This window comes from Burkholderia sp. S-53 (assembly GCF_025560745.1).
GTDB lineage: Bacteria > Pseudomonadota > Gammaproteobacteria > Burkholderiales > Burkholderiaceae > Burkholderia > Burkholderia pyrrocinia.
On the sequence record NZ_CP090484.1, the window covers coordinates 3,162,714 to 3,175,589 of the forward strand.

12 protein-coding genes are annotated in these 12,876 nt (G+C 68.3%); 11 read left to right on the forward strand and 1 reads right to left on the reverse strand.

What is annotated here, in order from left to right; translation table 11 throughout:
• Positions 1 to 12 precede the first annotated feature (12 nt).
• Complete coding sequence (locus LXM88_RS36250; RefSeq protein ID WP_262544269.1) at positions 13 to 651, forward strand: MarC family protein; 639 nt, start codon at positions 13 to 15, stop codon at positions 649 to 651.
• Positions 652 to 703: 52 nt separating this feature from the next.
• Positions 704 to 2,305, forward strand: a complete 1,602-nt coding sequence (locus LXM88_RS36255; RefSeq protein ID WP_262544270.1) for a 5-guanidino-2-oxopentanoate decarboxylase — start codon at positions 704 to 706, stop codon at positions 2,303 to 2,305.
• 71 nt (positions 2,306 to 2,376) lie between these two features.
• Here the strand turns inward: LXM88_RS36255 and LXM88_RS36260 are convergent, their stop codons facing one another.
• Positions 2,377 to 3,033, reverse strand: coding sequence for a TetR family transcriptional regulator C-terminal domain-containing protein (locus LXM88_RS36260; RefSeq protein ID WP_262544271.1), 657 nt, complete (start codon positions 3,031 to 3,033; stop codon positions 2,377 to 2,379).
• Positions 3,034 to 3,302: 269 nt separating this feature from the next.
• Between LXM88_RS36260 and LXM88_RS36265 the strand changes: the two genes are divergently transcribed.
• The 9 genes from LXM88_RS36265 (at position 3,303) to LXM88_RS36305 (ending at position 12,858) form a co-directional block, all read left to right on the forward strand.
• Positions 3,303 to 4,088: an ABC transporter ATP-binding protein gene (locus LXM88_RS36265; RefSeq protein WP_412524182.1), complete on the forward strand. Its 786-nt coding sequence runs from the start codon at positions 3,303 to 3,305 to the stop codon at positions 4,086 to 4,088.
• Positions 4,089 to 4,155: 67 nt separating this feature from the next.
• Positions 4,156 to 4,953 (forward strand): transporter substrate-binding domain-containing protein, encoded by a 798-nt coding sequence (locus LXM88_RS36270; RefSeq protein ID WP_262544273.1) that lies wholly within the window; start codon positions 4,156 to 4,158, stop codon positions 4,951 to 4,953.
• Between the two features lie 55 nt (positions 4,954 to 5,008).
• On the forward strand, positions 5,009 to 5,725 hold the full coding sequence (locus LXM88_RS36275) for an ABC transporter permease (RefSeq protein ID WP_262544274.1): 717 nt from the start codon (positions 5,009 to 5,011) through the stop codon (positions 5,723 to 5,725).
• A gap of 49 nt (positions 5,726 to 5,774) precedes the next feature.
• Positions 5,775 to 6,470, forward strand: a complete 696-nt coding sequence (locus tag LXM88_RS36280; protein ID WP_262544275.1) for an ABC transporter permease — start codon at positions 5,775 to 5,777, stop codon at positions 6,468 to 6,470.
• A 53-nt stretch (positions 6,471 to 6,523) separates the two neighbouring features.
• Positions 6,524 to 7,717, forward strand: a complete 1,194-nt coding sequence (locus LXM88_RS36285; protein WP_262544276.1) for a pyridoxal phosphate-dependent aminotransferase — start codon at positions 6,524 to 6,526, stop codon at positions 7,715 to 7,717.
• A 41-nt stretch (positions 7,718 to 7,758) separates the two neighbouring features.
• Positions 7,759 to 8,769: a succinylglutamate desuccinylase/aspartoacylase domain-containing protein gene (locus LXM88_RS36290; protein WP_262544277.1), complete on the forward strand. Its 1,011-nt coding sequence runs from the start codon at positions 7,759 to 7,761 to the stop codon at positions 8,767 to 8,769.
• Between the two features lie 384 nt (positions 8,770 to 9,153).
• Positions 9,154 to 11,538, forward strand: a complete 2,385-nt coding sequence (locus LXM88_RS36295) for an MCP four helix bundle domain-containing protein (RefSeq protein ID WP_262544278.1) — start codon at positions 9,154 to 9,156, stop codon at positions 11,536 to 11,538.
• Positions 11,539 to 11,560: 22 nt separating this feature from the next.
• A complete protein-coding gene (locus LXM88_RS36300) occupies positions 11,561 to 12,289 on the forward strand; it encodes a methyl-accepting chemotaxis protein (protein WP_262544279.1) in 729 nt (242 codons plus the stop codon).
• Positions 12,286 to 12,858 (forward strand): hypothetical protein, encoded by a 573-nt coding sequence (locus tag LXM88_RS36305; RefSeq protein WP_262544280.1) that lies wholly within the window; start codon positions 12,286 to 12,288, stop codon positions 12,856 to 12,858. Before LXM88_RS36300 ends, LXM88_RS36305 begins: the two co-directional genes overlap by 4 nt.
• Positions 12,859 to 12,876 lie beyond the last annotated feature (18 nt).

A 12,876-nucleotide genomic window follows, 5' to 3' on the forward strand; every position in this document is an offset into this window, starting at 1 on the left:
CGAGTGCGAACGATGACCCTGACGTCGAGCGACGTGCTGCTGTTCCTGACGGGCCTGCTGACGCTGTTCTGTCCGCCCGTCGCGATCCCGATGTACGCGGCGGTCACCGGGCATTTCCCGGACGCGACGCAGCGGCAGATCGCGTTCCGGCTGTTCGCGTGGATCGCGACGCTGATGGTCGGCGCGGTATGGGGCGGGCAGTTCCTGCTGCGCATGCTCGGCCTGACGCTCGGCGCATTGACGCTGACGGGCGGCCTCGTGCTGTGCCTGTGGTCGATCCCGATGATGCGCGGCACGGCGAACGACGAACGCAGCGGCGGCGACACGCGGCTCGAGTATGCGCAATGGCGCAACTACATCGCGGTGCCGCTGATCTTTCCGCTGTCGATCGGCAGCGCGGTGATGTCGCTCGTGATAACGACCGCGACGCGTTTTCACGCGCCGGCCGACCTGCTCGCATTGAGCGCCGCGTGCGTGCTGCATGCCGGCGTGATCGGGCTGACGTATGCGTGCTCGGCGTCGTGGTGCCGCCGGCTCGGCGAGATCGGCCGGACGCTGGTCGAGCGGCTGTCCGGGATCGTGCTGACCGCGATCGCGTTCCAGATGCTCGCGCAAGGCGTCCGCGAACTGCTGCCGGGGCTTGCGCACTGACGGCCGCGGCCGGCTTGCGATCCTGAAACCTGTCCTGAATAACGGAAACCTCATGAAAACAGTAGGCATGTACCTCGTCGACCTGCTCGCGGCGCATGGCGTCGACACGGTGTTCGGCATTCCCGGCGTGCACACGATCGAGCTGTACCGCGGTCTGGCCGGCAGCGCGCTGCGTCACGTGAGCGCGCGCCACGAGCAGGGTCTCGGCTTCATGGCCGACGGTTATGCGCGTGCGACCGGCAAGCCCGGCGTGTGTTTCGTCATCACCGGGCCCGGCATGACGAACATCGCGACGTCGATGGCGCAGGCCTATGCGGATTCGATTCCGATGCTGGTCATTTCGAGCGTCAATGCGTCCGGCGACATCGGCTCGGGCAACGGCCATCTGCACGAATTGCCGGACCAGCATGCGTTCGCCGGGAACGTCGCCGCGTTCAGCTACACGGTGCCGCGCGCCGATGCGCTACCGCAGGCGATCGCGCGTGCATTCGCGGTGTTTTCGGGCGGCCGCCCGCGCCCGGTGCACATCCAGATTCCGCTCGACGTGCTCGCGGCGCCTGCCGATGCGTTGCCGCCGGTGCCTGCCGAGGCGCCGCGCATCGCGCCGGGGCCCGCGTCGGCCCAGGGCATCGACGCATTCCGCGCGAAGGCGGCCGCCGCGCGCGCGCCGCTGATCCTCGCGGGCGGCGGCGCGCTCGACGCGGCCGACGACGTGCGCTGGCTCGCGGAAACGCTCGACGCACCGGTCGTGATGACGATCAACGGGCGCGGCGTGCTGCCGCCCGCGCATCCGCTCGGCATCGCCTGGTCGGCGTCGAGCGACGCGGTGCGCGCGCTGATGCGCGACAGCGACCTGATCATTGCGCTCGGCACCGAGCTGGGGCCGACCGACTACGATCTGTACGCGACCCGCAGCTTCGCGATGCCCGCGCCGCTCGTGCGGATCGACATCGACCCGCAGCAGCTGTGCCGCAACGCGGTGCCCGCGCTGCCGCTGCTCGGCGACGTCGGCGAGACCGTGCGGGCATTCCGGCGCATCTGGCCCGCCGATGCGAACGCGCGCACGGACGGCGACGGCATCGAACGCGCGGCGACGTGCCGCGCGGCCGCGCGGCAGGAACTGAACGACGAGATGCGGCGCGACCTCGCGCTGCTCGACAGCGTGCGCGACGCGTTGCCCGATGCGGCGATCGTCGGCGATTCGACGCGCATCGTCTACGCCGGCAACGTCGGTTTCGCGGCACCGCGCCCGCGCAGCTGGTTCAACGCATCGGTGGGATTCGGCTCGCTCGGCTACGGGCTGCCGGCCGCCGTCGGCGCGAGCCTCGGCGACGCGTCGCGGCCGGTCGTCTGCGTGGCCGGCGACGGCGGGCTCCAGTACACGCTCGCGGAGCTCGGCACCGCGGTGCAGCATCGCGCGCGCGTGATCGTCGTGCTGCTGAACAACGGCGGATACGGGGAGATCAAGCGCGCGATGGTCGACGTCGGCGTCGAGCCGGTCGGCGTGGATCTGCACACGCCGGATTTCGTCGCGATCGCGCGTGCGTACGGATGGGGGGCGCAGCGGGTCGAAGAGGGTACATCGCTGGCCGGTGCGCTGAGCGAAGCGGCCGCGCACGAGGCGCCGTACCTGATCGAGATCCGCACGGCCTGAAAACGCGAACGGCCTCGCGTTGTGCGAGGCTGTCGTCGCCGCCGCCGGTCGCCCGGCGGCGCGTGCGCGCGTTACGCCCGCTTGCGGGTTGTCTTCGGCGGCGGGAGGAACGTATCGACGACGCGCAGGCAGCTCGTCAGCGCGTCTTCCGCGGTGAACGACGTCGGGTCGCGCGCCAGCTCCAGCCAGAAGCCGTCGATCACGGCCGTCAGCGTCAGCGCGGCGAGATCGCTGTCGACGGTGCCGCCGCGCACCTCCGCGATCTGGTCGAACAGCTTCTTCAGCGCCTGCCGGTAGCCGCTGTACAGCTCCTTGTGCGCCTTGCGGATCACCGGATCGCTGTGCGCGACGCTCCAGAAGCCGAGCCATACCTTCACGTTCTTCGGCGCGAACACCGGCGCGGCGAAACAGACCTTGATGATCGCATCGAGTTTTTCCTCGGGGCCCGTCGCGTTCGCGGCCGCCGCGCGCGATACGTCGAGCAGGTCGGTCGCGAGCCGCTTGTAGGTCTGTGCCATCAGTTCGTCTTTCGACTGGAAGTGATGGTTGATCAGCCCGCGCGACACCTTCGCTTCCGAGCAGATGCGGTCGATCGTGGTCTCGGAATAGCTGTAGCGCGCAATGCAGCGCATCGTCGCGTCGATGATCGATTGCTGACGCACCGCGGGTGTTTCTCGGATGCCGCGGCTGCGCGTCTGAACCGGTGCCGTGCCAGGAGTCTTTTTCACGTGGTGACCTTACGGATTCGTCATGGCACCGATTATAGGGGAGTGCCGGACGCTTGTTCAATTACGACGCTGAAAGCGTCGCGAAACCCGCGAAAACCCTTGCTCCGGATTATTTTAAAACTGTTGAACCACTGTTCAACAGCGCCTATACTCGACTCCGCATGAGGTTGGTCGGCCATTCAACAAGACGCCGCGATCCCGCATGGGACGGGCGTGAGAATGCGTGAGAATTCGACACAGGAGACGGCATGTTGGCGCGGGTGGAGAGCGTGAAAGCGGTGGCCGACGAGCGTGTGCAGGTGGAGGATCTGCACAAGCGGTTCGGCGAGCTGGAAGTGTTGAAGGGCGTGTCGCTGAGCGCACGCGAAGGCGAGGTGATCTCGCTGATCGGCGCGAGCGGTTCGGGCAAGAGCACGCTGCTACGCTGCATCAACTTGCTCGAGACGCCGACCCGGGGGCGCATCGTCGTCGACGGCGAGGAAATCGGGCTGAAAGTCGACCGCAAGGGGCGCACGGTGCCGACCGATGCGCGCCAGGTCGAGCGGGTCCGCACACGGCTCGGCATGGTGTTCCAGAGCTTCAACTTGTGGGCACACCGCACGGTGCTGGAGAACGTGATCGAGATGCCCGTGCACGTGCTGCGCGAGCCGCGCGCCGAAGCGATCGCGCGCGCCGAGCAGTTGCTGGAACGCGTCGGCCTGGCCGACAAGCGCAACGTCTATCCGGCCTTCCTGTCGGGCGGCCAGCAGCAGCGCGTCGCGATCGCGCGCGCGCTGGCGATGCGGCCGAAAGTCATGCTGTTCGACGAGCCGACCTCCGCGCTCGACCCCGAGCGCGTCGGCGAAGTGCTGAAGGTGATCCGCGATCTCGCGTGCGAAGGCCGCACGATGATCCTCGTCACGCACGAGATGGCGTTCGCGCGCGACGTGTCGAGCAAGGTGCTGTTCCTGCACCAGGGGCGCGTCGAGGAGAGCGGCACGCCGGCGGAAATCTTCGACGCGCCGCAGAGCGAACGCTGTCGCCAGTTCGTCAACGCGCACCGGCAGCACCACTGAATCACGGGAGCCGCCCGCGAGCACGCGGGCCCGCCCGATCCCTATCTTTCCTGCAAGGAGTCCGACCATGAAACGTGTCGTCCGCAGTCTGCTTTGCCTGTTCAGTGTCGTCGTCGCGGCGCTCGCGCCGCTCGGCTCCGCGCATGCGTCGTCGGGCGTGCTGCGCTTCGGTGTCGCCGCCGAACCGTATCCGCCGTTCCTGATGAAGAGTCCGACCGGGCAGTGGAGCGGCTTCGAGGCCGACCTGATCCGTGCGTTGTGCGACCAGATGAAGGCGAAGTGCGAGATCAAGGAAGTCGCGTGGGACGGCATCATCCCGGCGCTGCTCAGCAACAAGATCGACGTGATCTTCAACTCGATGTCGATCACGCCGGACCGCCAGAAGGTGATCACGTTCTCGCGGCCGTACTACGAGACGCCGGGCACCTTCGTCGGCGCGAAGAACGCGAAGCTCACGCTGACGCCCGACGGGCTGAAGGGCAAGGTGATCGGCGTGCAGGGTTCGACCGCGAACGCCGAGTTCATCAAGACGGCGTACGGCAAGAGCGCGACGGTGCGCCTGTACAACACGCAGGACGACTGCAACGCGGATCTCGTCGCGGGCCGGATCGACACGATGTATCTCGACCAGCTCGGCATCCTCGATTTCCTGAAGTCGAAGGACGGTTCGACGTTCGAGCTGAAGGGCCCCGGCAGCGTGAGGATGGATCCGGCGATCTTCGGCTACGGCGTCGGCGCGGGGATGCGCAAGGCCGATGCGTCGCTGAAGCAGCAGATGGACCAGGCGCTCGAACAACTGCATGCGTCGGGCAAGTACGCGCAGATCGCGAAGAAGTATTTCCCGATCGACCTCTGGCCGCACTGATCGCGCCGCTACCGGCATTCGGACACACCGGCGCACGCACGGACGAGGAGGCGGCATGGACGGTTGGGGATGGGTGAGCTACCTGGGCATGGACCCGGACGGCTGGGGCGTCGCGCTGCTGCAGGGCGCGGGCGTGACGCTCGAGATTTCGCTCGGCGCGTTCGTCGTCGGCATCGTGCTCGGCTTGCTGGGCGCGGCTGCGAAGTTGTCCGGCGTGCGCGCGCTCGAACGGATCGCACAGGGCTACACGACGCTGTGCCGCGCGGTGCCCGAACTGCTGCTGATCCTGCTGCTCTATTACGCGGGCACCGACGCGATCAACCTGCTGATGACGGCGATCGGCGTCGGGCCGGTCGCGGTCAACGGTTTCGCCGCGGCGGTGATCGTGCTCGGCATCGTGCAGGGCGCGTACGCGGCGGAGATCATCCGCGGCGCGATCCTCGCGATCCCGTACGGGCAGATCGAGGCCGGCCGCGCGTTCGGCGCGCCGCCGGCGCTCGTGTTCCGGCGCGTGACGCTGCCGGCGATGGCGCCGTACGCACTGGCGGGCTTCGCGAACCTGTGGCTGATCCTCGTGAAGGACAGCGCGCTGATCAGCGTGGTCGGCTACAGCGAGCTGCTCTACACCGCGAAGCAGGCGGCCGGCTCGACGCGCGAGTACATGCACTACTACCTGATGGTGGCCGCCGTGTATTTCGCGATCACGTCGCTGTCCGGCGTGCTGTTCCGCGAAATCGAGCGCCGCTTCGGCCGCTGGATGCCGGCATCGTGAGCGGCACCGCGCATTTCCGCATGCTTTCCCATCGAACCGGATCAACGTCATGGATCTGAGCGTACTGTCTTCCTACGGGGCGCTGCTGCTGCTCGGCGTGCTGACCACCGTCAAGCTGCTCGTCATCTCGGCCGTCTTCGGCTTCGGGCTCGCGATCGCCGTCGCATTCGCGCGCCTGTCGCCGAACCCGCTCGTCGCGCGCGTCAGCAAGGGTTTCACCGAGGTGATACGCGGCACGCCGCTGCTCGTGCAGATCTACCTGATCTACTATGGCGTCGGCTCGCTGTTCGCGGGCTGGCCCGCGCTGCGCGACAGCGTGCTGTGGCCGTTCCTGCGCGACGGCTTCTGGTATGTCGCGTTCGCGCTGGTGATCAGCGTCGGCGCGTATGTCGGCGAGGTGCTGCGCGCGGGCCTGCGCGGCGTGCCGAAGGGCGAGATCGAGGCCGCACGCGCGATGGGGATGCGCCCGTCGATGATCGCGCGCCGCGTATGGCTGCCGCGCGCGATCCAGATCCTGCTGCCGACGCTGGCCGGCGAGACCGTGATGTTGCTGAAATCGACGGCGCTCGCGTCGACGGTCGCGGTGATGGACGTGCTCGGCGCCGCGAACTACATCCGCGCGCAGACGCTGCGGACCTATGAGCCGCTGCTGGCGATCGCGGTGATCTATGTCGCGCTCGCGTTCGTGATCGAGCGCGCGTTCGGCCGGCTCGAGCGGCGTGTGCCGGTGCGCATGCCGCGCTAAAAAAAAACACTGACGGCGCGGCAGCCGGGCGGGCGCCGCGCGCTGGAGGACGCATGAACTATTCGAAGCTGGTCGATCGCCTGCAAGGCAAGCGCACGACCGCATGGGACATTCACTACGCGGCGCAGCAGGCGGTCGCCGCCGGCGAGCCGGCGATCATCCTGAGCGTCGGCGATCCCGATTTCGCGACGCCCGACGTGATCGTCGAGCGCGCGGTCGCCGCGCTGCGCGGCGGCGACACGCATTACAGCGAAGTGCGCGGCCGCGCCGAACTGCGCGCGGCGATCGCGCGCGAGCACGCGATCGCGTCGGGTCAGGCGGTCGGCCCGGAGCACGTGATCGTGACGGCCGGTGCGCAGAATGCGTTGTTCGCGATGGCGATGTGCCTGTGCGAGGCCGGCGACGAGGTGCTCGTGCCGGAGCCGATGTACCTCACCTACGAGGCGAGCGTGCGCGCGTCGGGTGCGACGCTCGTACCGGTGCCCGTGGATGCATCGCGCGGCTTTCATCTCGACTTCGACGCGCTCGAAGCGGCCGTGACGCCGCGCACGAAAGCGATCTTCTTCGCGACGCCATGCAACCCGACCGGTGTCGTGATGCCGCGCGCGGACCTCGAACGGATCGCACGGCTCGCATGCGAGCGCGATCTGTGGGTCGTGTCCGACGAGGTGTATGCGGCGCTGACGTTCGAGCGCGACATGGTCAGCATCGCGTCGCTGCCGGGGATGGCCGGGCGCACGGTGACGCTCGGCAGCCTGTCGAAATCGCATGCGATGCCGGGCTGGCGGGTCGGCTGGGCGATCGGCCCGACTGAGCTGATCGAGCATGCGGAGCGGCTCGCGCTGTGCATGCTGTACGGGCTGCCGGGTTTCATCCAGCAGGCGGCCGTCACCGCGCTCGACAACCGGGCTGCGATCGTCGCGGACATGCGCGAACTCTACCGGCGCCGCCGCGATCTCGCGTACGCGCGCCTGCGCGACGTGCCGGGGCTGCGTTGCCTGCTGCCGGAGGCCGGGATGTTCATGATGGTCGACGTGCGCGGCACCGGGCTGGACGCACATGCGTTCACGTGGGGGCTGTTCCGCGCGAAGCAGGTCGCGCTGCTCGACGCAAGCGCGTTCGGCGACACCGCGTCGGGCTTCGTGCGCTTCGGCTTCGTCGTCGACGATGCGCGACTGACCGACGCGTGTGAGCGCATCGCCGCGTTCGTCGCAAGCCTCGGCGCCGGTTCGCGTGCGTCGTCGTGAATCGTCGTGAATGACGCACCGGTCCTGAAGGAGAACAGACGATGATCGAACCGCTGACCTGGCAGGTGCCGGGCGACCACGGGCAGCCGCTCGCTATCCGCGCGTGGCGGCTGTCGGCCGGCGACGGGCCGCGTGTGCACCTGCAGGCCGGCGTGCATGCGGACGAGATCGCGGGCATGCTCGTGCTGCACCGGCTCCTGCCGCAACTGAGTGCGGCGCACGATCGCGGCGTGCTGCGCGGCACGGTGACGGTCGTGCCGCAGGCCAATCCGCTCGGGCTCGCGCAGTTCCGGCAGGGGCGGCTGCTGGGCCGTTTCCACGAAGCGACGCACCGCAATTTCAACCGGCATTTCCACGAGTCCGCGGCGACGCGCCGGCCTGCGACGACGTTCGCCGCGTGGCAGCGCACGCTGCTTGCCGCCGCGTGCGACGCCGATATCGTGCTCGACCTCCATACCGATTCCGAGGCGCTGCCGTATGTGTACCTGCACCGAGACCTGTGGCCGGCCGGACGCGACCTCGCCGCGGCGCTCGGCGCCGATGTCGCGATCCTGTGGGACGAGGACGACGACGGCGCGTTCGAAGGTGCCGTCGCCGCGCACTGGACGCGCGACGGCGGGCTGCGCGACCGGCTCGTCGCGACCGTCGAGCTGCGCGGGCAGTCCGACGTGTCGGACGCGTTTGCCGAGCGCGACGCCGACGGCGTGCTCGCGTTCCTGCGCGGCCGAGGCGTCATCGCGGAATCACCTGGTGTGCCGGACTGGCACGGCGAAGCCGTACCGATCGCGCACATGGAGACGGTGATCGCGCCCGTGTCGGGCGTGCTCGTCTACGAACGCGAACTCGGCGCGACGGTCGAGGCCGGCGAGCGCGTCGCGCGGATCGTCGCGCACCCGGGCGTGCCCGGCAGCGAGCATGTGCTGGTTGCGCCGCAGGCCGGGCGCATCGTCACGCGCAACCGCGAGCGGCTGGTCGCGCAGGGCGATGTCGCATTGAAGCTGACGGGTTCGCGGCCGTCGGCCGGCTGGTCGGGCGGCGCGCTCGATCCGTGAACGACGACGCGGGCCCGTGCATTGCATCCGGTATTTTTTCGGTATTAAAGGGCGGAAACGAAGCGACTCGCGCGATAATGCGCAAACGTTTTACCGATAGTCGATATTGTCGAACCGGCGGAGCAGGAATAAACGATGAATATCCGCCATTCCGCCGATTCGGCAAATCCCGCAGCCTTACGGGCCTTGGGTGCCAGAGGTTAACGGCAAATCCGCGAAAAACTTTAGGCTTTTCCCGCCGCAATTAATCATTCCAATTTCCTCAATGATCGATTGATTAACGGTCATCGGACAGTCATACACCATCCCCGATAATTCGCCGCTCATATTCTTTCAATAGACCAAAGGGCGATCGAAGCCGGATCGCTGCGGGGAGCTGTACTCATGACCATCCGTCATCGCATTACGCTGCTAGTCGTCCTGACGTTCTTCGCGCTGTCCGCGATCGGCGTCTATGCCGTGTACCAGACGCGCAAGAGCGCGTCCGAGGTGCGTCAGGTCACCCAGGGAATCGTGCCGAGCGCGCTCGCGTCGGCGGATCTCGTCGCCGATGTGAAGAACATCCAGATCGCGACGATGACGCTCGTCTACGCGCCCGATGCGAACACCGCCGCGCAGGCGCGCGACGAGCTGAAGGCGAAGCAGGCCGCGCTGCGTGCCGCACTCGACGGGCAGGCGAAATCGGCGGTCGGCCGCGCGCAGGAGGGCCTCGTCACGCAGGCGAAGGACAGCGCCGCGAACTATTTCGCGGCGATCGACGACACCGTGAAGATGAAGACGGACGGCAAGCCCGAGATGGCGCAGGCCTACCTGTTCGCGAACGTCGCGCAGTATCGCGACGAGCTCGAGAGCATCGTCGACACGCTGCGCGTCGAGAAGAACCGCCAGAAGGACGACGCGATCAGCGCGCTGAACGGCATGCTCGCGACGACGGCAACCGCGATCGCAGGCGTCGCGGGCACGGTGATCGTGCTGCTGACCGCGCTCGGCTTCGTGCTGTATCGCCAGATCACGCGCCCGCTGATCGGGATGCAGACGATGATGAGCGAGATCGCGACAAGCCAGGATTTCACGCGCCGCGTGCCGGTGGGCCGGATGGACGAGATCGGCCATTCGATCGTCGCGTTCAACGGGATGATCGAGAAGATCCAGGAGAACGCCGCGCAGCTCAAGCAGAAGACGGCCGACATCCAGGCGATGCTGCAGAACATGCAGCAGGGGATCCTGACCGTCGTCGAAGGCGGCGTCGTGCATGCGGAGTATTCGGCGTACCTCGAAACCATCTTCGAGACGAACGACATCGCCGGCCGCGACCTGATGGCGCTCGTGTTCGACGATTCGGCGATCGGCGCCGACGCGCGTTCGCAGGTCGACGCGGCCGTGCACGCGTGCCTCGGCGAAGACAGCATGAACTTCGAATTCAACGAACACCTGCTCGTCAACGAAGTCGCGAAGCGGATGCCGGACGGTCGCGAGAAATGGCTCGACCTGAGCTGGTCGGCGATCACCGACGAGACCGATACGGTCGTGCGCCTGATGCTGTGCGTGCGCGACGTGACGGAGATCCGCGCGCTGACCGCGCAGGCCGGCGAGCAGCAGCGCCGCCTCGAGATGATCGGCGAGATCCTGTCGATCAGCCAGGACAAGTTCCACGACTTCGTGCACAGCGCGAAGGGCTTCCTCAGCGAGAACGAGCGGATGATCCGCCAGCACGAGCGCGCCGATCACTCGATCGTCGCGGCGCTGTTCCGCAACATGCACACGATCAAGGGCAATGCGCGCACGTACAGCCTGCAGCACCTGACGAACATCGTCCACGAAGCGGAGCAGGCGTACGAATCGCTGCGCCGCGCGGACGGCGGCCCCGAGTGGAACCGCGATGCACTGATGGACGACCTGGCGCGCGTGCGCGAGGCCGTCGACCGCTACGCGACGATCAACGCGGTCACGCTCGGCCGCAGCGGCGAACCGGTGCAGGGCGGCGCCGACTACCTGATGGTCGAACGCGCGCACATCAGCGAGAGCCTGCGCGTGCTCGACGGCGCCGATCCGGCGAACGCGTCCGACTGGCAGGCGGCACGCGATGCCGTGCGCCGCATGCTGAGCCAGCTCGGCACGCAGGGCATCGGCGACGCGCTCGGCGGCGTGATCGAGTCGCTGCCGTCGCTCGCGGCCGAACTCGGCAAGCCGGCGCCCGTCGTGCATATCGACAGTCACGGCCATCGCGTGCGCAGCGAGATCGGCGCGACGCTGAAGAACGTGTTCATGCACCTGCTGCGCAATTCGATCGACCACGGGATCGAGTCGTCCGAAGAGCGACGCGCAGCCGGCAAGGCGGCGTCCGGCACGATCGACATCGCGGTCGGCGTGGGCGGCGGCGAGCTGTGGTTCGTGCTGAGCGACGACGGTCGCGGCCTCGCACTCGACCGGATTCGCGGCATCGCGCGCGAGCGCGGCTGGATCGATGGCGATGACGCAACTGCACTGTCCGACGAAGATGTGGCCGAGCTGATCTTCCGGCCGGGCTTCTCGACCGCGCACGCAGTAACCGAGGTGTCGGGGCGCGGCGTCGGCATGGACGCGGTGCGCAACTTCCTGAAGCGCGACGGCGGCGACATCGCGCTGCGCTTCACCGACGATCGCGTCGGCGCACCGTATCGCGCGTTCGAGACGATCGTGTCATTGCCGGCGCGGTTCGCGGCGGACGGTGCCGGTCACGGTGCTGCGCACGAGCGCGCGCGCATCGCGAACGTCGGCGCAGCGGAGTGACGGCGTGATCGTGCAGGCGTGGATGCTCCAGATTGCCGCCGCGCTGGCGGGCGGCTTCGTCGTCGCGGTGGCGGCGGCGGTCCTGTTTCGCGTGACGCGCAAGCGGCTCGTCGCGGCGATCGAAAGCGACGCGCATGCGTTGCGCGGCGCGCTCGACGCGGCCGACGCGAGGGCGGCAGAAGCGGCGTCGGCACATGCCGAAGCCGCCGACGCATGGGCGCAACGCGAGGCGCAGCTCGAGGACGCGCTGGCGCGCGAGGCGTCCGCGGCCGGCACGCAGCGCGACGCGCTGCAGGCGCTGTCGGCCGACCGCGCCGCGCTCGCGCAGCATGCGATGAAGATCGCCGACGAAGCCGCGCGCCTGCGCGGGCTCGCCGGCACGTTCGAGCGCTGGCACGAGCAGATGATCTCGCTGACCACGCAGAACCAGGACATGCGCACGAAGAACCAGGAACTGTCGGCGATCGTCGCGCATGTGTCGATCGTGTCGCTGAACGCGTCGATCGAGGCCGCGCGCGCGGGCACGGCCGGGCGCGGCTTCTCGATCGTCGCGAGCGAGGTGCGCGGCCTGGCCGCGCGCTCGCAGCAGCTGTCGAACAGCTATCGCGACAGCCTGAACCGCAACGATCTCGTGACGGCCGCGACGTTCCAGGACATCCAGGCCGGCGGCAAGATGATTACGGCCGCGCTCGCGACCGTCGAGACGCTGGCCGGGCAACTTCATGCGCGGATCGAAGGAGAGGCGGCGTGATCAGCGCGCAGGCGAAAGCCGGCTTCGAGCGGATTTTTTTCGATGCGGCGCGCACGCGGCTCGCGTCCGGCGGCGCGTGCGACATCCGGCCTTCGGCCGGCGAGGCGCCCGATCCTGCCCGCGCAACCTCGCGATCGAAGCCGAAGGTAGCCGAGCATGTCGCGGTACTGACGATCTCGGCGCTGCATTTCCGCCTGCTGCTCGCACTGCGCTTCAGCGACGACGATGCGACGCGCCGCCGTTTCGCCGGCGCGACGACAGGCACGAGCGGCCAGCGGCCGCTGCCCGAAGCATTCATGGAAGTCGCGAACCTGTGCTGCGGCGCGATCAACCAGGCGCTGACCGCGCCGTTTCCCGATCTCGGGATGTCGACGCCTTACCTGCTGAGCGGCGCAAGCATCGACTTCCTGCCCGCGCTCGCACCCGATTACGTGGCCGCGTACGAGCTGACGCTCGACGGCGACGTGCGGGTCGGCGCGACGCTGTGCGTGTGCGCGAACGCGCCGGTCGATTTTCATGTGCCGGAGACGGCTACGGTGGATACCGGCGGCGAGCTCGAACTGTTCTGACCGACCCTTGGGAACCCG

Coding starts and splice junctions, on each gene's coding strand:
- LXM88_RS36300 (WP_262544279.1), top strand. CDS start 11,561: ATGCTCCAGATTGCCGCCGCGCTGGCGGGCGGCTTCGTCGTCGCGGTG.
- LXM88_RS36250 (WP_262544269.1), top strand. CDS start 13: ATGACCCTGACGTCGAGCGACGTGCTGCTGTTCCTGACGGGCCTGCTG.
- LXM88_RS36290 (WP_262544277.1), top strand. CDS start 7,759: ATGATCGAACCGCTGACCTGGCAGGTGCCGGGCGACCACGGGCAGCCG.
- LXM88_RS36275 (WP_262544274.1), top strand. CDS start 5,009: ATGGACGGTTGGGGATGGGTGAGCTACCTGGGCATGGACCCGGACGGC.
- LXM88_RS36255 (WP_262544270.1), top strand. CDS start 704: ATGAAAACAGTAGGCATGTACCTCGTCGACCTGCTCGCGGCGCATGGC.
- LXM88_RS36270 (WP_262544273.1), top strand. CDS start 4,156: ATGAAACGTGTCGTCCGCAGTCTGCTTTGCCTGTTCAGTGTCGTCGTC.
- LXM88_RS36280 (WP_262544275.1), top strand. CDS start 5,775: ATGGATCTGAGCGTACTGTCTTCCTACGGGGCGCTGCTGCTGCTCGGC.
- LXM88_RS36295 (WP_262544278.1), top strand. CDS start 9,154: ATGACCATCCGTCATCGCATTACGCTGCTAGTCGTCCTGACGTTCTTC.
- LXM88_RS36285 (WP_262544276.1), top strand. CDS start 6,524: ATGAACTATTCGAAGCTGGTCGATCGCCTGCAAGGCAAGCGCACGACC.